The following is a 25,367-nucleotide window of genomic DNA, read 5'->3' on the forward strand; positions in this document are numbered from 1 at the left end:
GGTGGAAGGTCAGCTTAATCCGCGTCTGCAACTGTGGGGCAACGTCGCCCAGCAGTTGGGTGACAACGGTTACAGCGATACCCAGGGAATGCTGGGCATGAAATATCTCTTTTAATGCCACTTTGCCACCTGTCGCGTACAGGTGGCACTCTTTTTAGATCCGCGTTCTTTGTGATCGCGCTCGCATTCAGTCATTTTTACTATAAATATGATGAAGTTAATTCAGCTTATTTATGAGTGAAATCACTATGGTTCCTTTGCACGCCGTTTACCTGACCGTTGGACTGTTCGTTATCACCTTTTTTAATCCCGGGGCAAATCTCTTTGTCGTGGTTCAAACCAGTCTGGCTTCAGGCCGTCGCGCGGGCGTACTCACCGGGCTTGGTGTCGCGTTGGGCGATGCCATCTATTCCGGGCTGGGGTTGTTTGGAATGGCAACGCTCATTACCCAGTGTGAAGAGATTTTCTCACTCATTAAAATCGTCGGCGGCACTTATCTCTTATGGTTTGCCTGGAACAGTATGCGCCGACAATCAACACCACAGATGAGCGCGCTACAACAGCCCCTTAGTGCCCCGTGGTATGTATTTTTCCGCCGTGGATTAATTACCGATCTCTCTAATCCACAAACAGTTTTATTTTTTATCAGTATCTTCTCAGTGACGTTAAATGCAGAAACGCCGACCTGGGCGCGTTTAATGGCCTGGGCAGGAATTGTGCTCGCGTCTGTTATCTGGCGTGTATTTCTTAGCCAGGCGTTTTCTTTACCGACCGTGCGTCGCGCATACGGGCGTATGCAGCATGTCGCCAGTCGGATTATTGGTGCGATTATCGGTGTCTTCGCGCTACGTCTGATTTATGAAGGGATAACACAGCGATGAGCTGATAATGGTATATCCAGGTCATCAACTTAATTGAGAAGTTGGACCGCCATCGAGGCCTCGAACCCCGTACCATACAACAATCCTGGTTGTCGTCTGCTCTTCCTGATGAGCTAATGGCGGTTTTTGATATGAGCCTTACAGTATTATTCGCTGTCAGGCTTTGGTGCGATGCATAAGATACAGAAAGCGCCCCATGCAAACTTGATGGAATTATGATTTTTTTCATATAAATGTCAACTCATACATTCACAAAATATATTTATTATTCATAAACCAAGCAACACCGAATCCCTGTCGGTTGACTTGCCCTGCCCCGGCATATTCAGGGTTATAGAAGGGGGCAACTTCGCGCTCTTTTAAGTCTTGTCATCAACCATTGCGTTCCCTATGCCGGGGGAGCGCCCGCCAGCACCGCTTCAAAATCTGCGGCGGTCAGATCGCTTGCCCCTTTGAGCATATCTCTGGCCAACGCTCTGCGTCGGTTCAGTAATTCATCCAGCGTTTCTTCAAAAGTCATTAACTGGCTATCACGCACTGTCGGATAATAGACGTAAACATCTTTCTGCTGCCCAATGCGGTAGGCTCTGTCAGTCGCCTGATCTTCCTTCGCCGGATTCCAACAGCGGGTAAAGTGGATGACATGATTCGCTTTTTGGACATTGACGCCAAACCCAACGGCGATGGTGGATAAAATAATAACGTTAAAACCTGGCGTTGATTGAAATGCATCGATCAGGCTCTGACGATTTTGGTCACTGCCAGATTTGGTGCTGGTATCACCATTAATAATAAAAGGCTTAAAGCCAAAATGCTGCGCAATCAGATGTTGCAGCTCTCGTTGAATATCGCGCAGTTCCGTAAAAATAATCACTTTGTCATCAGATGACTGGCGAATGGTGTTTAACGTCTCCAGCAGCCATTTTACTTTCGGAGCATCGTTACGTAAGCGCAAATCTGCACTTACGGAATAAGGCCATGCGCAAATAAGTTTCAACCGATGCAGCAACCCCAGCATACCTGAGCCTCGTTGATCCAGCCCTTCGCTGATCTCCTGTTGGTTTTGCCAGCTTACAACCGAGTGGGTATAGAGATCCCGTTGCAATAGCAGCATATTCAACTGTTTACAGTACTGATCTTCAATCTTATCCGGCAGATCTTTCGCTACTTCTTCTTTGGTGCGGCGCAGTGTCTGCGGTTCTATTAATTTGCGTAGCGATTCGAGGACAGCATTATCATTCTGTTGCTCAATGGGGCGCAGATAATCTTTACCAAAATTATTTAAAGCCCCCAACAACCCCGGCTGAACGAAGTCAAATAAACACCACAGATCGACAAGGGTGTTTTCGACTGGTGTTCCGGTACATGCGACTTTAAATTGCGCCTGAATGGCTTTTGCCGATTGGGTTATTAATGCCGCCGGATTTTTGATTTTCTGCGCTTCGTCGCACACCATTATGGACCAGGGCTGACGAGCCAGGGAAAATTCCTGATCGCGCAACGTCTCGTAGGTAGTAAGAACAATATGCGCGTCACCCACCCAGTCATTTTGCAGTAAGTTCTTAATGCCCTTGCTTTTAAGTGCCTGAGGAATGCTCTCTTTCGCGCACTTCTTCGCCTTAAGCTCATTACCATAGAGTTTTAAAATCGACACCTGCTCGCGCAGGAAGAAATTCCCGACCTCACGTTCCCAGTTATCGAGTAACGATACCGGAGCAACAATCAGCGAGGGGGGCGCATCCGGGAAACGTTCTCGATGCCAGATGAGAAAGGTTAAAATCTGTAAGGTTTTACCCAACCCCATATCGTCCGCCAGTAAACATCCCGCCGTCTCGGTTGGCGACTTTAGATACAACTGTTGGAGCCACGCCACCCCTTTACGCTGATGTTCACGTAGCTGAATGGACGTTTTGAGGATCATCGGCAGTTCGACTTCTGCCTGATGTGCGCCGAGCAAGGAATCCCGCCGTTGTTTAACATACAGCGCCTGCTCAATATTTTGTTCTATCAGCAGAACGGCACGACTAACCGGTTCACTGCTTACGCCATCATTTGTTTCGCCATCGATTTTCTTTTTCCATTTATCGTGGAAAATTTCTGCTTCTTCGCGAGGCAAAAGGTTGTCGTTCCAGGGCATGGCAACTTCCGGCGCATCCGTGGCTTTTGCCTCTTCCAGCCGCTCTTCCAGTTCCTGAAAATGTTGATGATTATCGAGATCCCAGCCAGAGAACATGACCTCGCACATCTCTTGCGCAAGGTTCTCCGGAAGCCATTTTTCACTTTCACTTTTGACCAGATAAGGCGAACTGATTTTTTCAAATTCACCGATCCCGATAACCCGGTCACTGTATTTGTTGAGATCGAGAACGTGGGTAAAATTCATTCCCGCCGCCTGTTGCTGCCAGTTTTCAAGCAACGCCTGATAACCTTGCAGTTCTTCCTGGCTGAATCTGGAAAGCTCCAGATCGTAACCCTGCCAGACTCCGGCGGGCAGTTGTGCCGCTAACTTTTGTTCCAGTTCAGAGAGCAACGCCGCCAGTTCACCTGGGCGTTTAAAGATATAGGTTTCATCCGGCACGGATTGTTCAGTTCTGGGGCTGAGAAAAAGCGTTACAGATGCAATTTGCCTGTTTTCATCGATCTGCGGCTCCAGACGAAAATCATAAAAGTAGATCCCGGCGTCCTGTAAATTCTGCTCGTAAACGTCAGGATCGAGCACCTGGCTCGCCTCTTCACCAATCCAGGTGTAGGGATTGCGAACAAATGAGAGCGCATCATCCCCCGCCACTCGACGCCCGGTAATAGCGTGCACGGAGGTCAGGACGTCTTTGACTTCAGGAGAAAGAATGACATGATTTAAGACACCATCATCCCCTAAAACACGGTAACGATCCTGCACCTGTTGCGTACGGTCAAAAATCTGTAACCAGTTTGCAGGCTGCTCATCAAAAACCGGTTCAATTTCCAGTACCGGAGTATCTACCACCAGCGATTTTCGCAGTTTTAACTGTAACGATTCTGGCCTGATAACGATCGTTTTTGCGAGATAGTCATCCAGTTTTGCCCCTGCTTTTTTGGCCTGCCGCCGTATTTTAGCCCAACTGGTTTGGTTGACCGTTTCGCCCGGCGTCTGTCGCTGCTGCAATCTGAGTTGCTGTAGTGCGTCCAGAAGCTGCCAGTTCTCTTCGCTTAACACAAAGGTGCCTTCCGCAGAGGAAAAACTGGCTCCCGTGCAAGTTATTCCGACGGGGCGATAGTCGTCGGGCTGCGTCCATTTATCAATGAAAACGCGAAAAGTATCATCGCTAATACTTCCCGTTGCAGCAAGATGAGCCGTCAGATTGCGCTGTGGAGGAAAAGCGAAAATCGCCAGGCTGCTGGCATAGTCATCATTTTTCCGGATGCGATAAAAATCATCCCAGCTAAGAAACCAGCAATCAGACCAGTGTGAAACATAATCTTCCTCATGAAGCTGTTCCAGACATGAGGCGACAGGCCAGTTATCTTCACTATCAGCAAGACTAAAGGGGAAAGAAAAGCCCTCCTCTTTCATTACATACAGCGGCACAAATGAAGCGGGTAGTGAGGTATTCTCTTTAATAAATTTACCCAACAATTTTTTGAACACTATTTGCTCCAGTAAGTAAATTTACCCAGCACCGGTTTAAACCCGAGGCTGAGTAATTTTTGCGCCGCTTCATGGTCAGGCTCATTGAACTGAATGTGGATTGCGCCCCCCAGCCCTCGTTTATCCATCACTTTACAATCGACCGAACGAATAACCTCCCGGATTTGCTGTTCCCGGCCAGGTAGCTCTTTTTTGGCTTTTAACGCTGAGGCGATGATGTTGGTTTGCTCTTCCCGGTCTGACTTTGCATCACTGACTTCATGTTCAGGCAACGATGCAGGCTCTGGCCGACTCACGGTCTTTGACGCATTGAAGCGGGAGGCATCCAAAGTGACAGAGGGCTGATTTACATCTTCCGCAACGTAATCAATGCCCAACTTACGAAGTTCTTCGTCATATCGGCTCATCCAACCTTCAATTCGGTTGAGTGAGTAGCGAAATACCGGCGACAAATGCGGTAAACGCAACCGGACTTTGCGCCGGTTATTCCGCTTATCTTTCAGATCATAATCAATATCAAGAATGCCGGTTTCCGGATTAAAGGGCGCATTCCCCATATGGTAGGCATACATCGCCCCCACTTTCGAAAATTCGACAAACAGATAATCGCCAATGCGCATAATCATGGCATTGTTATCGCGTGAACCAGAGCCTTGCAGGCGGCTTAATCGCCCTGCGTTTTTCGCCCTGAACTCAACATAATCGGCATCTTTGGATCGCAGCGCCTCTTCGCCCAGCACAATGCGCGTATAGCTCATCTGATTGGCAAAACGTAGCCAGTAGAACAGGCGCGCATGGTCAACATCCCGATTGCCTTTCAGCAACTCAAAGAACAGCTTCAGGTCGTCTTTGGCAAACCACCCTTGCACCATCAGTAATACGGGATTTTCAACGTGAACCTGCCAGCTTTTATTACGACTGGTTAACTGCGGATTTCCCCAATATTCCAGGGCCAATTGCTTGAGTTCGAAATGTGTTTGATGTTTAAAAGCCGACTGATAATAACGGGTCAAAGTGGCTGCCAGAATATTATCTTTAAACCGCGTAAGCTGGCGGCTTAACGCGATAAGCGAATTAATTTTCTGCTGAAAATCATCGTCATTCTGGCGAAAAATCTCATTGATCAGGTGGTTAACAATTTTGCGCCATAACCAACTGGTTTGCGGAATTTGCGCAACTTTCTCCAGCACCGAAATATCCGTTATTTCTCCGCGCCCAAGCTGTTGTCCGAGAAGAAACCCTGCATTATCGGTAAAAATATCGCTATAGGTGTCAATGACCGACATCCAGGACATCTGACGCGGCGCGCTCTCCTTAAGTTGTTGAAAACCGTGGGCAATCTGCGTGCGTAGCTGCAGCCACTGCGGATTCTTTTCTGGCGTATCGCTGGCATGACCAAAGTAGCTGGTACATAACGCCAGCCATTCCCGCCGCGTTAACCGCCGCTGCGCAATTTTTTGTTCAATTTCAGCGATAATTCTCGCAAAGTTTGTTGCATCATCCATCAATGCAATTTCAAACAGATCGCCTTCTGCTACGTCATTGAGGCCAAAAAAAATCATCTTCCATTCGAAGGGCTTTGGCATCTCCCCCGCACGCAGTCGGGCAATGGCCTGTCGGCGTTTCTCCAGAGGGGGAACCATCTTCACCGCGCGAGCATCTACCTTTCTCTCAAGTTGCGCGATAACGCGCTGAAGATAGTTAAAAGCGTGACTTACCGTCGGCTGCGCGTTCTGCTCTCTGTAGGGAAGTAAGCGGGTTTTCAGTTTTTCAATAGCGGAAGTCATTGCATGATTCCTAGCTGACAGGTTTCCTGGCTAATGCCTGGAACAACATCCATGCTTTCATCGTGCTTTTTGTCTTTCAGGCCAAAGAATTGCATCCGCAGTTCTACGCGACGGCTGGCCTCTTTGCTCTCTTTCGCATTGTTGAACGAAACCCCACCCGCCAGAAATAATTTGCGGATCTGGACTTGCTGTTCCGGGGTTATTTTTTGCTGTAGCGCGCTTCTGCTATCCAGCAAACTGCACATCACCCACTCCGAGCGTTGCAACGAAAGATGCAAGTTATAGAGATAAGAACCATCGGTATCCGTAAAACCTTCTATAACAATTTGCTTAAACCATTTTTTGCCTTCATCGCTATTTGCCGCCTCCAGCACTAACGGCACCACATCCTGTAGCGCCTGTAATCCTTCGGCGTTAAGCGCGAAGCGATTGTGCTCAAAACGCCCTGCTTCACCAAAGCTGATACGGTTATCATGGCAGTCAACCTGAATCGTCTTGTTGAGATTTTTTGCCTGAAGTTCAAGTTTTTCACACAGGCGAGCGATATCATGCCCGCGCGATTTCTCCCCGGCTTCCGCCTGCTGAATTCGCTGCGTAACAGAGCTAAGCGACGCCACCATCACCACCAGAAACAACACCATCATGGCAGTCATCAGATCTGCATAGGAGATCCAGAAAGGTTTTTCCGCTTCATCGCTGCGCCGTTGCCTGCCATTAAATACCCGGTTAAACATCAGCCTGTTCCTTACGCGCGACGATGACGGAGTACCGTTTCCAGCGTATCCACGCTTTCACCGATAATCTCAACCGAAGAACTTAAGGCTCCTGCCGCTTTAGTCAGTTGCGTATCCATCTCCTGTAGTGAACGATTCAGGCCGTTTTCCACCCCGGTCGTAAAGGATTCAAAACTGGTTCCCATCACCTCGGCAATGTTATGCAGGAACTCCTGAGCCTCGCGGTTATATTGTTGCAGGCGTTCGGAATACGCCTTCAGATCGTCAACAAAACGGCTGCGGGATGATTGTTCATCATGGCTACGGTTAATCAGCGTTTCGAGTGCGGTTATGGCATTCGCCACGACTTCACGGGTATTACGATAATCAGCAATCAATGCCCCCAACTCCGCGCTGGCACCGGAAAGCGTGCGCCCTGCCTGTTGCGTGCTATTCAGCACCTCGGCGGTCAATTGATTAGCCTCGGCAACGCGATCGCCCGCGGCTTCAAAGCGGTCGGCGGCCACGCGCATTTTGTCGGCTCCTGTTTGTATCTCTTCCAGATGGCGCGTGGTGTTTTGCGCCATCCGTTGCAGCAACTCGCCAGAGGCTGATTGCTGTTCACGTAGCATCTGCATCAGCGACTCAACCTGACTTTCAAGCTGACCAATGATTCGCTGCGCTTCCTGTTGCAACGCACTCTGCGCTGATTGCTGTTGCTGACTGAGCGACTTCTGACCTTCTTCCAGTTGTCCAAACAGGCTGCCAAGTTGGCTACCCAATTGATCAATACCGCTGGTCATTTTCTCTCGCAGGGCATCCTGGCTGGAATGCATGGTTTGCTGTAACGACGTCATAAACTGTTGTTGTTGCTCGGCCGCCGCCTGCTCACGCGCTTCGCTACGTGCCAGGAGCTGCTGAGTCTCTTCATGCAGCACGCGTTGCCCTTGTTCCTGAGTCTGGCTCATCTGTTTTTGCCCGGACTCCAGTTGGCTGAATACGCCCGCCAGGTTTTGCGTCAGCGCTTCCACCCCTTTGCTCATATTGCCTATCAGCAGATTTTGCGCCTGATTTTGCTGCTGATTAAGTTGCTGCTGGCCATCTTCCAGTTGTGCGAAAAGCGTTGCCATATGACTGCCAAGCGTATCCACAGAAGCCGCCATTTTTTCCATGGTTTCATTTTGCCCTTGCTGAACACTGGACTGGATAGCCTCAATAAAAGCGCGCATCTGTTCCGCCATCGCTTTTTCACGCGCTTCACTGTCGGCAAAGATTTTTTCCAGTTGTTGTGCCATCCGTTCGCCCGCACCCTCACCTTCTGCGCCAATACGGGCAACGGACTCCTGCAAACTACGCAGCATCTCATTCATCCCTGCCTGCATCTCCTGCTGACCGCTTTTCATTTCGCTTAACAGTTGAGAGATCAGTTGCGCGCTGCCCTGACGTGAGTCATCCCCGGCCTGACGCATATCCTGCAACAACGTAGAAAAACCGCTTTGCATCGACTGAATGGCTTCCACAGAACGCCCCATCATCTCCTGCATGGTGGTGAACTGCTGACCAAAGGTGTTATCCATTTTGCTCATAAAGGCAGTCAGGACGTTCTCCAGCATCGACTGCACACGATGGCTCTGATCGCCGGAAGCGGTTTGCACCACACCAGCAATTTTATCCAGCGGATTTTTCAGACTGGTTTCAATAGCGCCACTGACCTGTTCAGCAAACTGTTGGCCTGACTCGCGATATGTCGTTGATAATGTCTCTGCCAGCTTTTGATTTTCCCGCATCTGGCTATCTACCAGGTTTTGCAGCATTTCACGCAGGTCAGTGACCAGACCATCCTTAAGTTGCCTCGCATGGGTGGTGTTTTCTTTAGTACTGGAAAGAAGTTGCGAAAGGTAATCTTCACCGACGCCGCCTTCAAAAAGCTGGTCAATGCTGGCGGTAAGGAGTTCAAGATTTTTATAACATTGCGCCAGTCGCCATTTTTCAAACATGGTGACCAGAATAGAGAACGTAATAGCAAATGCCGAACCTAAAAACGCATACAGAACGTCGCGTAAAAGGTTAGCGACACTGGCGCTGACCTGCTCTGGCGTGCTGGGGTCAAAATGGTGCAAACCAATCATCAGCCCCGAAAAGGTGCCGATAATCCCAATTCCGGTCAGGATGCCAGGGAGATGTTTAAACGCTTCTGTATAGAGAGGAATTTCGACTAATAACGGTTCCGTAAACCATGCTGACGACGGAGCCGTTGAGCGGATGGCGCTAATTTTTTTTTGCCCGCTGTTTTCATCAAACTCAAACTGGCGATGTAGAGACTCTTTAAATTCGCTCCAGGGGTGCGCAAAAAATTTATCAGAGAATAACGCGTCTAATTTTTCGAGTTGTTGTGCCGGTTTTTCATTGCCAAGTAGCCGAATTGCTTTCGCTTTTTGTTTAAAGCGTGCTGAAACCCTAAATGAAGGAATAGCGTAACGGACAATGAAACCCAACAACAAAACCCCAACCACAATAGCGACATAAATCGGCACATTTTCTGGATTAACAGAGGTTAACGTGTCGAGGAACGAAGTCAGCGAAAACATCTAAATACCTTGAGTGAAGGAAAAGAAATTTGCAGGGCAGAACATCACCAGCAAGGAAAAAAACCGCCCGCTCATTATAGGAAAAGTCTCGATTTTTACATCTACAAAACGTTATATATCTCATAAAAACATTGATCAAACACATGCGTAAGAAATTTAAATCGCTTGATGGGAATAATTCACAGAATTTATGCTTTTTGACACAAAGATTGTGGATTTTATTTTTTGCCGCCGGGCTTACGGATGAAACTTTTTCATGGAGTGCGCGGCTTCTAATAACGTCCAGTCACTATTCAACGAGACAATTAAATGAGTGAGATTGACATTAAGGGCGATGAAACGCTGGTTGCTCTGCTACTGAACGCCGACAAAAACGAATACCACCAACGCCAATAAAGTCATTTTGCGAAAATGGCACAACAATCGCTTAATGCCGCAAAAGTCGCAATTAAGGACGCCCGTCAGGCGTTCGGCCAATTCCAGCAAAATATGCTGGATAAGCCGTTACAGACCAGCCGCATGTTGATGGAAATGAAAGATGGTAAACCGGTGAAGTGTTATGCGTTGCCGAATGCTTAAGGCGACTCGTAAGATTTGCTGTGTGGTTAGTGGAACCACACACTATTTCTCATGTTCAGGAGAGTCAAAGCCAACAAAGCCATATTCAGGCGACCCCATCCCTGGGGTTACTGCTCGCCGTTACAAACGCGTCAAATGCACATCACCCTGTCACACTCCCCCATACCAGTTGTCCTTTATGGAACGTCGCCGTGCGCGGCGAGATACGCGCCACCGCCTCGGCGGAACAGGAGGCATCCACCAGCACAAAACTGGCGTCATCCTGCGCTTTTGGCCAGACGCGCTCGCCTTTTTCATTCAGCGGCAAAACGTCACCAGTGGCTAAAAACAGCGAACGGGACAGGTTTTGTTCGTTAGGGCGAATATAAAGCTGCGCGTACAAATTGGCTTTCTCCAGCATGTCGCCCAGGCCGTAAGGCGACCAGTGATCAATAACGCTGTCGGTGCCGGTCATCACTTTTACGCCCTTGTCGTGTAGCTGCTTGAGCGGCATATGCAACGTGCCAATCGGCACCGTCGAGGCGATAGAAATTTGCTGCGCCGCCATCCGGTGCGCCAGTTCATCTACCTGTTGCTCGTTGAGCATGGCCAGCGCAAAGGCGTGGCTGATGGTCAGCTTGCCTTTTAGTTGCGGCGTTTTCTCTACCGTTTCAACCATATAATTGATGGCCGCCACGCCCGCCGGAGTGGTTTCGTGCAGGTGAATATCGACGCCTTTGTCATAGTCCAGCGCAATCTGGAACATGGTGTCGAGAGATTTTTCCATCGCACCATCAACACTGGTCGGGTCCAGGCCGCCGACGTAATGCGCGCCTGCCTGCATCGCTTCGCGCATTAAGGGTTCCGATTTCGACAGCAGCAAACCGTGCTGCGGGAAGGCGACAATTTCACACTCGAAGCCCGCCTGACGTCGCGCCAGCACCGCCTGCAAATTTTGCAGATTTTTCAGGCCGGAAACCGGTTCGATATTGCAGTGGCTGCGGGCAATGGTGGTGCCTTTCGACTGCAATAAATCGATCAGTTTTTCCGCCCGCTCCTGAGTGTACGGTTGCAGCTCCGGCAGCATTTTCTGCTCGAGCTTGATCATGTCCTGGATGGTGGTGCCTGCCGGGCGATTGAGTGAACGCCACGGCCCGCCGTAAAAGGTTTTGTCGAGATGAATATGCATGTCGCGGGTGGTGGGCAACATCAACTTACCGCCAGCGTCATAGTGCGGCAGCGTGGCGTCCGGATGCTGCTTGTTCTCGCGCAGCGCAACAATTTTGCCGTCCTGAATCTCCACGGTCTGGCGCGCCGTGCGGGTCTGCACCGCCACGCCGTTTTCGTAGTCAAAACCGTTTTCCAGCAGCACGTTGTCGAGATAGTAATGCGGGTCAGTGATTTTCATGGTGTTGTTCGCTTCGCAGTGGATTGTGTCAGAGGCTGCCGCATGGGCAAGCGGCACAGACGTACCAAACAGCGCGGCGGCGGTGACCATCTTACCGCTCTGGCTCAGAAACTCACGGCGGCTATTGCTTTCTTTCATCTTACGTCCTTACGTTTTAATAATATGAGTGCCCGTTTCACCGCGCAGCGCCGCGGGCAGGCATTCCGGCGTGGTGATAATCACTTCTTTGCCGCCCTGTTCCAGGAACGTCAGGCTGGCGATGATTTTTGGCAACATGCTGCCGGGCGGGAAATGCCCTTCCTGCATATAACGGGTCATAGTGGCAATATCTACGCGATCCAGCGCCTGCTGCTGCGGTTTGCCAAAGTGGATACACACTTTTTCCACACCGGTGGTGATCACCAGAATGTCGGCGTGAATTTCACGCGCCAGTAGCGCGGTAGAGAGATCTTTGTCGATAACCGCGTCCACGCTTTGGTAATCCCCCGCTTCGCTGCGTACCACCGGAATGCCGCCGCCGCCCGCACCAATCACCACAAAGCCCTGTTGGATCAGCGCTTTAATAGCAGGTGCTTCGACAATACGTTTCGGTTCCGGCGAGGCGACAACGCGGCGATAGCCCCGTCCGGCATCTTCTACAAAACGCCAGTCAGGGTTTGCCTTTTGTAATGCGTCACGCTGGGTTTCACTGAGAATGCGCCAATAGGTTTGGTGGGATGAGCAAAACCCGGATCGTTTTTATCCACTTCCACCTGAGTCACCACGGTGACGGCTTTTTTCTCGCCGTGGCGGGCAAGCCGGTTATTCAACGCCTGTTGGATCAGGTAGCCAATGCCGCCTTGCGTATCTGCCACACAGTTCGCCAGCGGCGTTAGGGGCAGCCCTTCTCGCTCATGGGCAATCTCCGCGCGGCGTAAATCCAGACCGACCTGCGGCCCATTGCCGTGGGTCAGCACAATGTCGTAATCGGAAGCCAGCATTTCCAGCACCGTATCGGCGACGGCTTTCACCGCCTCCGCCTGATGCTCAATCGACTGGCTGGCGTTATCTTTGATAATGCTGTTGCCACCAATGGCAACGACCACAAGTTCTTTCATGTTGTTATGTCCGCTACAGAGGGTGATGGGGTTATGACCAACGCCAGACTGCCTGATGCGCTACGCTTATCAGGCCTACAATTCTCGTGCCATTCGCAGGCCGGATAAGGCGTTCACGCCGCATCCGGCAATGGTGATAAATGCCTGATGCGACGCTCGCGCGTCTTATCAGGCCTACAGATTCTTGCGCCATTCGCAGGCCGGATAAGGCGTTCTCGCCGCATCCGGCAATGGTGACAAATGCCTGATGCCACGCTCGCGCGTCTTATCAGGCCTACTGATTCTTGCGCCACTCGCAGGCCGGATAAGGCGTTCTCGCCGCATCCGGCAATGGTGACAAATGCCTGATGCGACGCTCGCGCGTCTTATCAGGCCTACTGATTCTTGCGCCATTCGCAGGCCGGATAAGGCGTTCTCGCCGCATCCGGCAATGGTGACAAATGCCTGATGCCACGCTCGCGCGTCTTATCAGGCCTACAGATTCTTGCACCATTCGCAGGCCGGATAAGGCGTTCTCGCCGCATCCGGCAATGGTGACAAATGCCTGATGCGACGCTCGCGCGTCTTATCAGGCCTACAGATTCTTGCACCATTCGTAGGCCGGATAAGGCGTTCTCGCCGCATCCGGCAATGGTGATAAATGCCGGATGCGACGCTCGCGCGTCTTATCAGGCCTACTGATTCTTGCGCCATTCGTAGGCCGGATAAGGCGTTCACGCCGCATCCGGCAATGGTGACAAATGCCTGATGCAACGCTCGCGCGTCTTATCAGGCCTACAGATTCTTGCACCATTCGTAGGCCGGATAAGGCGTTCTCGCCGCATCCGGCAATGGTGACAAATGCCTGATGCCACGCTCGCGCGTCTTATCAGGCCTACTGATTCTTGCGCCATTCGCAGGCCGGATAAGGCGTTCTCGCCGCATCCGGCAATGGTGACAAATGCCCGATGCGACGCTCACGCGTCTTATCAGGCCTACTGATTCTTGCGCCATTTGTAGGCCGGATAAGGCGTTCACGCCGCATCCGGCATAAACATGTAAGTCAAACGCCGTAACGTTCGCACCAGCCAAGAATGGCTTTCTCGAAGCAGGCGAATGGTGGATGCACAATGCCCGCGCCAATCATGCCGACGCCTGCATCTTTATGAGCGATGGCGGTGTTGATCACCGGCAGAATGCCGCTGCTACCCACACGGGTGATGTCGATAGCCGATGGCACGCCCATAAAACCCAGCAGCGGAATGGTGACGTTAGGGTTTTCACCGAGGGTGATTTCACGCATCTGACGGGAGAAATCGATAGCCTCTTCCACCGTGCCGCCCACCAGCGCGACGATTGCAGGTGCGGTCGCCATAGCAAATCCACCAATGCCATAAGTTTCGGTAATAGCACTGTCTCCAATATCCAGCCCCGAATCTTCCGGCTTATAACCGGCAAACATCGGCCCGATGACCTGCTGCGCCGGGCCGGTAAACCATTGCCCCGGTAATCCACTGACCCGCAGGCCGAACTCGACGCCGTTACGCGCCATCGTGGTCACTACGGTGCTGTATTCAATGCCGTGCGCCGCATCCATCGCCGCTTTACACATTGCCATCCACGTCGGGCCGGAGAAATAATCGCTGCTGGCGACAAACTCAAACACTTCGCGCTGTTGTTCGACGGAATAGCCTGCCTGAATAATCCCCGGCGTCAGCGCCTGAATCAGCAGAGTCGTCCCGGCGTTATTGCGGTTATGGCACTCATCGCCCATATGCAGCGCTTGCGCCAGCATTAAGCGCAGATCGATCTCACCGATAATTTTCATCGCGTCGCGCAGCATTGGCCCCTGCACATCGCGCATCCAGTTGAGGCGGTCAATCACGCTCTGGTCGTTAGCGCCCATACGCAAAATCTTCGCCATCTGCTCGCTCATGTTGGTGTAAGCGATGTTGCCGTAGGTTTTGTTTTTCACGATGTGCATAAACATCGAGGCAGAGGTAACGCCCGCCATCGATCCCACACAGTCGTGTTCGTGGCACGGCGAGAAAGTGATCTCCCCGGAAGCCGCCAGTTCAGCCGCCTCATCGAGATCTTTCGCCAGCCCTTCAAACACCAGCGCACCGGTGACCGCACCTTTCATCGCGCCGCACATTTTTTCCCAGGTAACCGGCGGCCCGGCGTGAAGAATGGTTTTCGCCGTCATGCCCGGCACCACGTTAATCGCCTGATCAAAACCAATCAGCACCGGATGCGACTGGGTAATGCGCTCCAGCGCCTGCTGGTTAGCGGCAGCGATTTTGTCCGCCAGCGGCGAATCAGCAATGTTGTCCAGCGCCTGTACCACCTGCATATTGCCCTGTCCCGGCGGCGTCCAGTCGAGTTGGGTCACTTCTACATGCTGCTTTTTCAGATCATCGCTAAACATGGCGATGCCGACGTTAATAACGTTCAACGGTTGGCTAAACAGTGACTGGCTCATCAGGCTTCCTCCCCTTTGCAGATAAATTCACGCGCCAGCAATCCGGTATTGGTGCTGCTGCTGGCCAGAATTACCCCGGCATCAAGCAGCATCTGGCTTTGTTGTGCTAACGATGGCGTATCAAGATCGGTGCCCAGTACATAGGCGAGAATGATCAACTCACGGCCTTCGGCTGCGGCGATCGCTTTCGCTTCTTTGATCGCATCGAGGGTGGAGCCGACCGGATCTTCATGCGATCCAAATCCGAGCACGAAATCCATCACGATCACCGCCACTTCTGGATCGCGCGCTTCTTCGATCAAGCGGCTGATACGGTTGGTCGGGTCAATCATCGGGTGCGGCTTGCCGTTGGTGAAGTCGTCATCGCCAAAGTCGAGGAAGGTGTGTTTGATGCTGCGGTTGATATCTTGCAGGCGGAATTCCGGATCGGGCTGGATGTTGCTATAAACATCGCCATGTTTTTCCATCACCGCGAACATGGTTTCGTCACACAGCGTGCCGCCGCAGAACAGTCCACGAATGTATTTCTGTTGTGGTTGCAGACGCGCACGGACATCAGCAATCAACGGCTGGTTCAAGGTATGCAGGTCGAGATGTTCTTGTTTCACGCCGGAGAGCATTACCGCTTTCAGCGCCGCCTCTTTGCTGCCGCGGGCAAACTGTAGCCCCTGCTCATCCACTGGTGTTTCACCACGACCGAGGAAGCAAACCACCACCGGCTTGCGGCAGGCGCGCGCACGTTCCAGCACTTTGCGAGCCACCGCAGGCGCAGGCGGTTTGGAGATCAGCGCGATGATTTCAGTTTGCGGATCGTTTTCCAGCATTCCGATGGCATCGAGCATCATCAGACCGCCAATTTTCTCGCTCAGGTCGCGCCCACCGGTGCCGATCAGTTGCGAAACGCCGCCGCCAAATTCATGGATACGGACGCTCAGTTCCTGGCTGCCGGTGCCGGATGCACCAACAATACCGATGTTGCCGCGACGCACGGCGTTACCAAAACAGAGCGCCGCGCCGTTGATAATCGCCGTGCCGCAGTCCGGCCCCATCATCAGCAGCCCTTTTTCGTGAGCGAGTTGCTTGAGCGCCAGTTCATCTTCAATTGAGACGTTATCGGAGAACAGCATCACGTTGAGGTCGTTTTGCAGCGCCTGACGCGCTTCGCGCGCGGCAAACAGGCCATTGACAGAAATCACTGCCAGGTTACTTTCCGGGATATGCTTTTTGGCGCTGGCAAGGGTGGCGTAACGCGCCTCATGCGAGCCGCTTTGCGCTTTGCTGTTGAACAGTTCTTCAATCTCCGCCAGCAACTGCTCGTTGTCTGCGTCTGGTTTGCCGTTGATGACAATCATCAGGTCGCCGTTTTTGGCCTGTTCCAGCTCCGGCGTCAGCAGCCCTAAATTTTTCAACACGCCTTTGTTCATTTCGGTCGCCATCGCCACAAATGCCTGCTCGACGCCGTCGAGTTTATTTGCGCGCGTGGAGATGGACATCAGCGAGACAGAATCAAAATAGGTATTCGGTTTAATGACTATTTTAACTGACATAATTCCCTCCGTAGGTTTGGCTCAGCGCACAACCATCGGCCATGCCATACAGCATGTCGCAGCCGGAACTGGAGCCAATATGTTTAATCTTTTCTATTGCCTGAGTTGAGTTCCCAGGGACGCTATAAATAATGTCGTAAATAAAATAATGAATATTTTCCCGACAACGTTGTTGCAATGCCGCTTCTAACGTTATGGCACTTAATAACGTAGTGTTATTTCTGCCGCATTGCAGGCCGCGATAAAATTCCCCTTTGTATTTTTCTGCCGGATGTCCGTAAATAAATAAAACAAGCGCCAGACCTGTTAAATAATCATCGGCTGAAGGTGTCAGACCAATCCCTAACCCCATCATGTTAGCGACCGCTGATGCGATATTTTGTTTATCGCTTAATGCCTGAATTACACGACGTCTTTTAATCTGTAACTCTTTATTTAACGCCTGATAAAACGGATTATCACCGCAATAATTAAACAGGGTTTCATTTTCTCCCAGATGCTGATGAATAATGTCGTGCCACTGTTGCCAGGCGATAAAGTGGAAATTCTCAGTGGTCAATTGCAGTACTGGAGACAGCCAACGCTGGCAACAACGCTTATCTATATGAATATGTTGACCAACCGTAATCCCGTGATCGTCAAACTGAACCTTATCGCCATGACGGAACAGACCATCAAAGTGAGTGAGTGCCAACCGACAACTGTTTGGCGCATTGTCGTACTCTTCACAAAGTAGCGTCAGCAACTGTTGGTGAGCCGGGAGTGCAATGTTTACCGCTCTGGCAAAGACCTGTTCAACCTGACCTTCTCCCCGCTGCGCCAGAAAATCCGCATCCGCAGTTAGCGCCCACACACACCGTCTTTCTGGTGTGTCGATAGCAAGCCTCCCGGTTTATGCGCCTGCGGCAATCAGCAACTGCGCAATCTCTTCAAAACCGCGTTCCCGCGCCAGTTCCAGCGGTGTTTTGCCATATTTATCCGTCAGATGCGGGCTGGCACCGTGTTCCAGTAATAACTGGACAATCGCCTGTTGTTTAATCCCGCCATCATTAAGCACAATCGCTTCCAGTAGCGGCGTCCAGCCAACATGATTGGTCTGGTTGACGTTAATATCCGTATGCGTCAAAAGCTCTTTCACAATACTTAAATGGCCTTTTTCACAGGCTGGCGTCAGGCCGACACCGCCAAAACGGGTGACGCAATTAAGATCGGGTTTAGCCGGTAAAATAATTCGTAGCAGCGTTAAATCATCGTTCAGGCAACTCATTAAAAAAGGATTTAAGCAGGTATGGTCTTGTTTGTTAATATCTGCACCGGCATCAATTAACGCCTGCACACATGCATATTGCTGATATAAACTTGCCAGCGTAATTGCCGTTTTCCCCTGGCGATCGCAGGTATTAATATCGACACCCAGCGCAAGGCAGGTTTTTACTTTATCGATATCACCTTGTAGGGCAGCCAATAAATAGTCGGCAGGTAGATTTTTTATACTCATTCACATTCCCCTGGTTTTTGTGGCTGTTTTCGATGAATTGAGAATAGCAACGAAACTCAACCAAAAGAACCCACTTAAATTTAATTCGCTGTATTCCGTCTTTTTGTTGAATGATGCTCAACAATCTTTTAGCAGTGTGCGCCAGTGCAATATTTATCTTTTTCTCCCCATACCCTTTCACTCAATCAGGTTTTATTTCTCTATAGTCTGCATATGTATTAACAGCTTCCGTCCACGTCTAACCAGAGGAGAACAAGATGAACGGACTCACTGCAACGGGTATTACCGTCGGTATTTGTGCAGGGCTTTGGCAGTTAGTGTCTTCACATGTCGGGCTTTCTCAAGGATGGGATTTATTAGGAACAACAGGCTTCGTCGCCTTTTGCAGTTTTTATGCCGCAGGCGGCGGTAAATCGGGGTTTATCAAGAGTCTGGCAGTCAATTATTCCGGGATGGTGTGGGCATTTTTCGCTGCACTGGCTTCCGGCTGGCTGGCCTCTGTGAGTGGGCTTTCCGGATTCTGGGCAAGCGTGATTACCACCATTCCCTTCTCGGCGGTGGTGGTCTGGCAAGGGCGTTTCTGGTTACTGTCATTCATTCCCGGTGGATTTCTTGGCATGACGCTGTTTTTTGCCAGCGGGATGAACTGGACAGTAACGCTACTGGGTTTTCTGGCGGGTAATTGCGTGGGGATAATTTCAGAATATAGCGGACAAAAATTAAGCGAAGCGACAACCAAAAGCGGCGGGTGTTAAAAGTTATTCAAAAATGATTATCTATCTTTAATAGATACCTCTACAGTCATGGCTGGAGAAATTCATATTAGAAAATGGCGGGAATGGTTTAATGAACTCAATTTTTACCGAAGAAAATCTGCTGGCGTTTACTACCGCTGCACGTTTTGGCAGCTTCAGTAAAGCCGCAGAAGAGTTGGGTTTAACGACTTCCGCCATTAGCTACACCATCAAGCGAATGGAAACGGGGTTAGATGTGGTGCTGTTTACCCGCAACACCCGCAGCATTGAGCTAACGGAATCCGGGCGCTATTTTTTCCGCAAGGCCACCGACCTGCTGAATGATTTTCACGCTATTAAACGCAGTATCGATACTATTTCGCAAGGCATAGAAGCGCGGGTACGCATTTGTATTAATCAGCTACTTTATACACCCAAACACACCGCACGCTTATTGCAGGTACTGAAAAAGCAATTTCCCACCTGCCAGATTACCGTCACCACCGAAGTGTATAACGGTGTCTGGGACGCGATTATCAATAACCAGGCGAATATCGCCATTGGCGCGCCCGATACGCTACTGGACGGTGGCGGTATTGATTACACCGAGATTGGTGCGATTCGCTGGGCCTTTGCCATCGCCCCGGCTCATCCGTTAGCCTTCATGCCGGAGCCAATCGCTGAAAGTCAGTTACGTCTCTATCCCAATATCATGGTGGAAGACACCGCACATACGATTAATAAAAAAGTGGGCTGGTTGCTACACGGTCAGGAATCGATTCTGGTGCCAGATTTCAACACCAAATGTCAGTGCCAGATTCTGGGCGAAGGGATTGGTTTTTTGCCGGATTACATGGTTCGCGAAGCGATGGCGCAATCACTGCTGGTTACCCGCCAAATTCATAACCCGCGCCAGGATTCGCGCATGTTACTGGCAACCCAGCACTCCGCAACGGGTCAGGTGACGCAGTGGATTAAAAAACAATTTGCGCCAAATGGCATATTAACAAGGATCTATCAGGATTTACTGCATCGGGAGAATTAATACCCGGCACTCTCCCGATGCACTCTGAACTGCGGCTTATATCAACCACCCGCTTTCATTACCCATTCAGAGATAAATTTATCACCCGGTACTGGCGGGGAGAACAAATAGCCCTGCAAAAAGTGAACGCCTTTGCCGATCATTAAATCCGCCTGCTCCTGAGTTTCAACCCCTTCCGCCACAATATTAAGACCAGGCTTACGTGCCAGTTCGACAATATTATCCACAATATGGCCGGAGATTTCGTCCACACTGGCCATTTGCACAAACGACTTATCGATCTTAATAAAATCGACCGGGAACGCCTGCAAGTAACGATAGGTCGCATAACCAGTACCAAAATCGTCCAGAGCAAATGTGATGTTATGGCGATGCAGGCTGTCAAAAATCGCTCTGGCTTCTGGCGTTACCGGAATTGGGTTACGTTCCGTCAACTCGAGAACCAGTTTGATTTTATCGTTGCCTAATTTCTTAACCAGGTTCAGACACTCCTTTTCAAACCCGGATGCCAGGAAACAACCCGCGGACACGTTAATACCAATATGGAAATTATCCGGCAGCAAATGTTTTACTGGTGCCAGAATATCCGCGGTTTGTTTCATCAACTGACGGGTCATTATCACAATCAAGCCGGATGATTCCGCCAGAGGAATAAACTGATCCGGAGGAATAATTCCCGTTTGCGGATGCTCCCAGCGAACCAGCACTTCACAGCCAGTCAGTACCCCTGTCTGTGCGCAGAAAACAGGTTGGATCCACGGTTTGAATTCATGGTTTTCCAGCGCCAGACTGATTGCCTCAGGTGTGACAATATGGTGATAGTGGTTGTCAGAGATATATCTGTGACTGTTATTACCACTGGCGGATATGATCTCCGGATTGTACTGGAAGAAAATATCGCGCCAGAAAGTAATATCGCTTTGGATCCCCAGTTTCTCAAAGAGCTGTTTCTTTTGATGTGAAATTGTCTTTGCGCTGCGATTTCTATATTGTGATATTTCTGTAACCGACATCCCCTGCATCAGCAGCTTGAGTAGCAGTCGCTCTTTCTCGGATACGTTACCGGGCAATGACAAATGAACCGTTGTACCGAACTCTTGCAGAAAAACACGAAAATCACATGAATCCATGAACACACCTTTTATCTTTTATCGCTGTTCAGTATGAGTTACTACTGGTGGATTCCCGAGCACGCATAAGGGGTAACCATAAACATCAACAATGCCGTATCGATAACAACAAACATCACTATCAATCAGTTTATCGTTATCTCTAATGTTTGCTCAATAATGTTTACGCTAAATACCTCAGAAATGTAATCACAAGTGAATCTCAGTAGATAATAACGCAAGTTTAATATTAAAAGCCAACAATCTCAGTCACGCATTTGGGGTACTATAGAAGTAGTTCGACTATTTCTATATTTATAATTTACCACTAAGTACTGACCTTCATTCACGAGCGAAGGCGCATTATATGAATTTAACAATCCAAATCAACTTAAAATATCCCAACTGATATGAACATGGCGTCAACATCCGATTACAAAATGAGTAAAGATGTGTCTTAAACACACAAATTATTCATACTATGCACATACTTTCATAGCATCAACTTTAAGGCTGAATCCATTCAGCTTATATTGAAATATTAATAAGAGATTAAGAATGAATAATATTTAAAACATCCAATAAAATATCATACACAGACAATTAAACCTTAATTAACATGCAGTTACAATAATTCTGACGCATTAACTCCACACGCCTTGCATGAATAAGACCCCAATTCGAATATGTAATTATAATTACCTCAAATAAGAATAAACTTATTGAACAATGGTTTCGACCCGGTGGTGATTTTGGGCATCAATGTTTCTTTTTATGTTTTTATTATTCACTGTCTGGCAGACCACCAGTCTAAACTAATGGCTTCGCTGTATAGATATAACCTCTGCGAGAGGATACACGATTATCTACAACGGTGATGATGCGCTAAAGGTATAAGAAAGTGCGCCATATACAGGACATGGCGCAGACTTGTGTCCCACTGTGTAAATCGGTAATAGCGGTATAGTCGCTGTCTTTCTTGCTACTGAATAGCAGAATGGCTATCAATATTTCTCTCAGCAATCCTCAATAATCAGGTATACCGCTTTCACCGGGCCATGAACCCCAACGACTTTGATAAGCTCAATGTCCGCTGTTGAACTGGGGCCACTGATGATGTTAATGCAGGATGGCATACGTTCACCGGCCTGCGCTTTCTGATGCAATTTTTCTGCAAGTTGTGCCACTCGCGGCAAGATGGTGCTTTTACGCAGAATAAAAATAGAGGACTCCGGTAGCAGGCTCAACGAACGCCCGCGCTCGGCAGCGGAAAAAAGTACCACGCCTCCCGACTCTGTTAAGCCATATTCAGCATACACAACGCCAACTTTCGCCTGCTCCGCCTGAGAGATATTCTCTACACCTTTCGCCGGGTCCCAAACAATGGCATTGCATTCCTGCTGTAAACGTTCGCTGATCCCCAGTTCCTCCAGTCGCGAGTCACCGCTAATCACAACAGACTGATCTCCCAACTCTTTACACAGGCGTAATGCGGCTTCTGCAGCCTGCGCCTCGCTGGTCAGTTCACAACGCGTCAACATGACATCGCTGGCAAACTGGATGAACGCATCACAGCGCTGCTGCTGATTAAGTTCAGTAAGCCGCTCGTTAGCATAGTTGTTAAGCGGCACATCTTCTGCTTGCGGTTCGAGTCGCAACGGGCGACCCAGAGCCTGAGCAATGTTGTTCAAAAATTCGCTACGATTATCCATTCTTTTTCTCCTGCGCCTGATGTTTCTTAAACCAGCTACGGAAACTCTCGCCGTCAGCTTCAGGAAGATCGCGTGCTTCCATCCAGTCACTAATCGCGCCAATCCTGAGCGGTGTTTTGCCGCCATTGATAAACCAGCTCGCCGCATGAGCGCCTGCCATCATTCCGACTTTCCACAATCCCGGATGACTATTGGCATAAGCGAACATTTTTATCGCTCGTTGCTCTGCTTTTGCTGTGATCCCTTTTTCAGCCATCACCCGACGATGACGCAAAATCAGTTTCGACAGAGGAATACGTACCGGACAAACGCTGTCACAGGCTGTACATAAAGAACAGGCGTAGGGGAGATCTTTAAAATCTTTATAGCCGCCAAGCAGTGGCGAAATCACTGCGCCGATTGGCCCTGGGTAAATAGAACCATATCCGTGGCCGCCAATATGGCGATATGCCGGACAAGTATTCATACAGGCCCCGCAGCGAATACAACGCAGCACATCCCGAAATTCAGAGGCCAGCACCTCAGAGCGCCCGTTGTCGACAATAACCAGATGAAACTCTTCAGGGCCATCAACGTGTCCGGCTTCGCGCGGCCCTGTCAGCCAGGTGTTGTATCCCGTCAAACGCGCGCCAACAGCACTGCGCGCCAGCATGGTAATCAATACATCAACCTCGGCAAAAGTGGGGGCAATACGCTCCATCCCCATTACCGCAATGTGCGTTTTAGGTAACGTGGTACACATCCGCGCATTGCCTTCATTGGTCACCAGGCATACCGAACCCGTCTCTGCCACCGCGAAATTACAGCCGGTAATACCGATTTCAGCACTGAGGAAATCTTCGCGGATTTTTTGCCGGATGAATAAGGTCATTGCTTCAGGCGTTTCCGGGCCGTCATAGCCCAGGCATTCATGTAGCACCCGGCGGATCTGGTGGCGATCTTTATGGATAGCCGGAACCACGACATGAGATGGCGGATCTTGATCCAACTGGAGAATATATTCACCCAAATCAGTTTCAATCACCTGAATGCCCGCATCCTGCAACACATGGTTGACACCAATCTCTTCGGTCACCATTGATTTGGACTTCACCACCTTCCGCGCGTTTTTACGTTGGGCAACCTGTAAAATATAGCGGGTAGCGTCTTCTTTGGTTTTTGCGAAATAGACGTGGCCGCCGTTTTGCGTCACTTTTTCTGAGAGCTGGTACAGATAAGCGTCAAGATTACTCAGAACATGATCACGAATCTGGGCGGCACGATCACGCCACTCCTCCCAGTGCCCTAATTCATCAACCATTTTTTGCCGATTTGCACCAATACGCTGCTGCGCGTTTGCCACCGCTTTGCGCATGATCGGATCTTCAATTTGCTGACGGATGCGTGTTTTAAATTCTGTATTACTGGTTTTGATCGACATCTTTATATCCTCAGCGACTCATCAGCACTTCAGCAATATGCATCACTTTGACTTTCTGCCCTTCCCGTTGTAACCGCCCACTAATGTTCAGCAGGCAACTCACGTCAGCACCAATGAGATACTCAGGACGAACCTCCATCAGATGTGAAACCTTTTCTTTCACCATCTCGCCGGATATTTCGGCCATTTTGACCGAGAATGTGCCGCCAAATCCGCAGCAGGTGTCCTGTTCGGCAAAGGGCAACAACTCCAGCCCGCGCACATTTTTCAGGAGCGTAAGTGGCTCATCCTTCACCCCCAACTTACGGGCCAGACTGCAAGACGGGTGATACACAGCCCTCCCTTGCAAGCTGGCTCCTACATCAACTACCCCTAATTTATTAACAATAAAAGAGGTGAGATCCTGCATACGCGCAGCGACCTTTTCGGCACGTAATGCCCATTCAGGCTCCTCAGCCAGATAGGTCGGGTAACTTTTTACGGCATAGGTGCAGGAACCGGCAGGAGAAATAATGGGATCGTCGTTTTCCTCCAGTGCGGCGATCAGATTTTTCATCCCTGGAATCGCTTCTTTGATATAACCACTATTGATCGCTGGCTGACCGCAGCATCCCTGTTTCTCCGGGAAATTTACGTGACAGCCGAGCTTTTCCAGTAGCAACACGGAGTCTCGTGCCATCCTTGATTTCAGTGCATCACCAATACAGGTAACAAAGAAATTTACATTCACAACCAATACTCCATTACTTCATTTCTGTTTATGCCCGATGGCAACCACCCCTTATGGGTTATCAATCATCAACAAAAATAGGGGCTCTTTTTTAATCAGGTAGCAAAATACAATTTCAAACTCATTTGTATGACAAAACAGATAATCCGTCATTCAATTCCGGGATGCAATAACTAATTTTATTTCTTTCGGCATCGCTCACATTTTTATAATGACACACACTATCAACACGGGATCATGAATTTGATTTAAGAAGGCCATAAAGTTCATAGCCATGAACTCCCATACCTATTTTGAGTTACTCATTTTGGAGCTGTGAAAATATACATTCATTGTTTTATACGTCGAGTAATCAACAATAAACATACAATCATCAACAGCCATAATTTTATTTTACTGAAGCGATTCAGTTTGCATTTTTTATTTTTACAATGAGATAGCCTTCTTCGGA

At 49.7% G+C, this 25,367-nt stretch carries 18 protein-coding genes and 2 pseudogenes; 5 read left to right on the plus strand and 15 right to left on the minus strand.

Going from position 1 to position 25,367, the window contains the following annotated elements:
• Both A9587_RS25685 and A9587_RS15345 read left to right on the plus strand, forming a co-directional pair.
• Positions 1-115: autotransporter outer membrane beta-barrel domain-containing protein (locus A9587_RS25685; RefSeq protein WP_123057717.1), on the plus strand; the 115-nt coding region annotated here is incomplete at its 5' end.
• A 133-nt stretch (positions 116-248) separates the two neighbouring features.
• Positions 249-881: a LysE family transporter gene (locus A9587_RS15345; protein WP_016248394.1), complete on the plus strand. Its 633-nt coding sequence runs from the start codon at positions 249-251 to the stop codon at positions 879-881.
• 34 nt (positions 882-915) lie between these two features.
• Here A9587_RS15345 and A9587_RS25690 read toward each other — a convergent pair.
• The 5 genes and pseudogenes from A9587_RS25690 to zorA1 all read right to left on the minus strand — a co-directional run.
• Positions 916-1,090 (minus strand): annotated as a pseudogene (locus tag A9587_RS25690) (hypothetical protein); the annotation flags it as partial.
• A 179-nt stretch (positions 1,091-1,269) separates the two neighbouring features.
• Positions 1,270-4,509: a type I Zorya anti-phage system protein ZorD gene (zorD, locus tag A9587_RS15350; protein ID WP_105264013.1), complete on the minus strand. Its 3,240-nt coding sequence runs from the start codon at positions 4,507-4,509 to the stop codon at positions 1,270-1,272.
• Positions 4,509-6,296, minus strand: a complete 1,788-nt coding sequence (gene zorC, locus A9587_RS15355) for a type I Zorya anti-phage system protein ZorC (protein WP_085448719.1) — start codon at positions 6,294-6,296, stop codon at positions 4,509-4,511. Before zorC ends, zorD begins: the two co-directional genes overlap by 1 nt.
• Complete coding sequence (zorB1, locus tag A9587_RS15360) at positions 6,293-7,030, minus strand: type I Zorya anti-phage system protein ZorB1 (RefSeq protein ID WP_000483326.1); 738 nt, start codon at positions 7,028-7,030, stop codon at positions 6,293-6,295. The genes zorC and zorB1 overlap by 4 nt, the downstream gene beginning before the upstream one ends.
• Before the next feature lie 11 nt (positions 7,031-7,041).
• Entirely contained in the window at positions 7,042-9,597 is a 2,556-nt protein-coding gene (gene zorA1 / locus A9587_RS15365) for a type I Zorya anti-phage system protein ZorA1 (RefSeq protein ID WP_105264014.1), read from the minus strand.
• A gap of 411 nt (positions 9,598-10,008) precedes the next feature.
• Between zorA1 and A9587_RS15370 the strand changes: the two genes are divergently transcribed.
• Complete coding sequence (locus A9587_RS15370; RefSeq protein WP_010377087.1) at positions 10,009-10,176, plus strand: hypothetical protein; 168 nt, start codon at positions 10,009-10,011, stop codon at positions 10,174-10,176.
• A 142-nt stretch (positions 10,177-10,318) separates the two neighbouring features.
• On the opposite strand, the gene A9587_RS15375 is transcribed toward A9587_RS15370, so the two are convergent.
• The 6 genes and pseudogenes from A9587_RS15375 to A9587_RS15400 form a co-directional block, all read right to left on the minus strand.
• Complete coding sequence (locus tag A9587_RS15375; RefSeq protein ID WP_001515825.1) at positions 10,319-11,701, minus strand: amidohydrolase family protein; 1,383 nt, start codon at positions 11,699-11,701, stop codon at positions 10,319-10,321.
• Between the two features lie 9 nt (positions 11,702-11,710).
• Positions 11,711-12,660, minus strand: a pseudogene (locus A9587_RS15380) (carbamate kinase family protein).
• Between the two features lie 1,042 nt (positions 12,661-13,702).
• Positions 13,703-15,121: a DUF1116 domain-containing protein gene (locus A9587_RS15385; RefSeq protein ID WP_000083466.1), complete on the minus strand. Its 1,419-nt coding sequence runs from the start codon at positions 15,119-15,121 to the stop codon at positions 13,703-13,705.
• A complete protein-coding gene (gene fdrA, locus A9587_RS15390) occupies positions 15,121-16,668 on the minus strand; it encodes an acyl-CoA synthetase FdrA (protein WP_016248390.1) in 1,548 nt (515 codons plus the stop codon). The genes A9587_RS15385 and fdrA overlap by 1 nt, the downstream gene beginning before the upstream one ends.
• Positions 16,658-17,521, minus strand: a complete 864-nt coding sequence (locus tag A9587_RS15395; protein WP_105263634.1) for a DUF2877 domain-containing protein — start codon at positions 17,519-17,521, stop codon at positions 16,658-16,660. The genes fdrA and A9587_RS15395 overlap by 11 nt, the downstream gene beginning before the upstream one ends.
• 39 nt (positions 17,522-17,560) lie before the next feature.
• Positions 17,561-18,166 carry an ankyrin repeat domain-containing protein gene (locus tag A9587_RS15400; RefSeq protein WP_001515820.1) on the minus strand — a complete coding sequence of 202 codons (606 nt, stop codon included), beginning with the start codon at positions 18,164-18,166 and terminating at the stop codon, positions 17,561-17,563.
• 257 nt (positions 18,167-18,423) lie between these two features.
• Here A9587_RS15400 and A9587_RS15410 point away from each other — a divergent pair, with 257 nt between their 5' ends.
• Both A9587_RS15410 and A9587_RS15415 read left to right on the plus strand, forming a co-directional pair.
• A complete protein-coding gene (locus A9587_RS15410; RefSeq protein WP_001515819.1) occupies positions 18,424-18,921 on the plus strand; it encodes a DUF1097 domain-containing protein in 498 nt (165 codons plus the stop codon).
• Between the two features lie 91 nt (positions 18,922-19,012).
• Entirely contained in the window at positions 19,013-19,945 is a 933-nt protein-coding gene (locus tag A9587_RS15415; protein WP_001084382.1) for a LysR substrate-binding domain-containing protein, read from the plus strand.
• 41 nt (positions 19,946-19,986) lie between these two features.
• Here the strand turns inward: A9587_RS15415 and pdeL are convergent, their stop codons facing one another.
• From pdeL to A9587_RS15435, 4 genes are all read right to left on the minus strand, one after another.
• Complete coding sequence (pdeL, locus tag A9587_RS15420; RefSeq protein WP_010377096.1) at positions 19,987-21,075, minus strand: DNA-binding transcriptional activator/c-di-GMP phosphodiesterase PdeL; 1,089 nt, start codon at positions 21,073-21,075, stop codon at positions 19,987-19,989.
• Between the two features lie 995 nt (positions 21,076-22,070).
• Complete coding sequence (locus A9587_RS15425; RefSeq protein WP_000370394.1) at positions 22,071-22,766, minus strand: LutC/YkgG family protein; 696 nt, start codon at positions 22,764-22,766, stop codon at positions 22,071-22,073.
• The gene (locus tag A9587_RS15430; protein WP_000023937.1) at positions 22,759-24,186 is read right to left on the minus strand and encodes a LutB/LldF family L-lactate oxidation iron-sulfur protein; all 1,428 of its coding nucleotides are present in this window, start codon (positions 24,184-24,186) and stop codon (positions 22,759-22,761) included. The genes A9587_RS15425 and A9587_RS15430 overlap by 8 nt, the downstream gene beginning before the upstream one ends.
• Positions 24,187-24,196: 10 nt before the next feature.
• On the minus strand, positions 24,197-24,916 hold the full coding sequence (locus tag A9587_RS15435; RefSeq protein ID WP_001102096.1) for a (Fe-S)-binding protein: 720 nt from the start codon (positions 24,914-24,916) through the stop codon (positions 24,197-24,199).
• Positions 24,917-25,367: the final 451 nt, after the last annotated feature.

This window comes from Escherichia sp. MOD1-EC6162 (genome assembly GCF_002965125.1).
In the GTDB taxonomy this organism is placed as follows: Bacteria; Pseudomonadota; Gammaproteobacteria; order Enterobacterales; family Enterobacteriaceae; genus Escherichia; species Escherichia marmotae.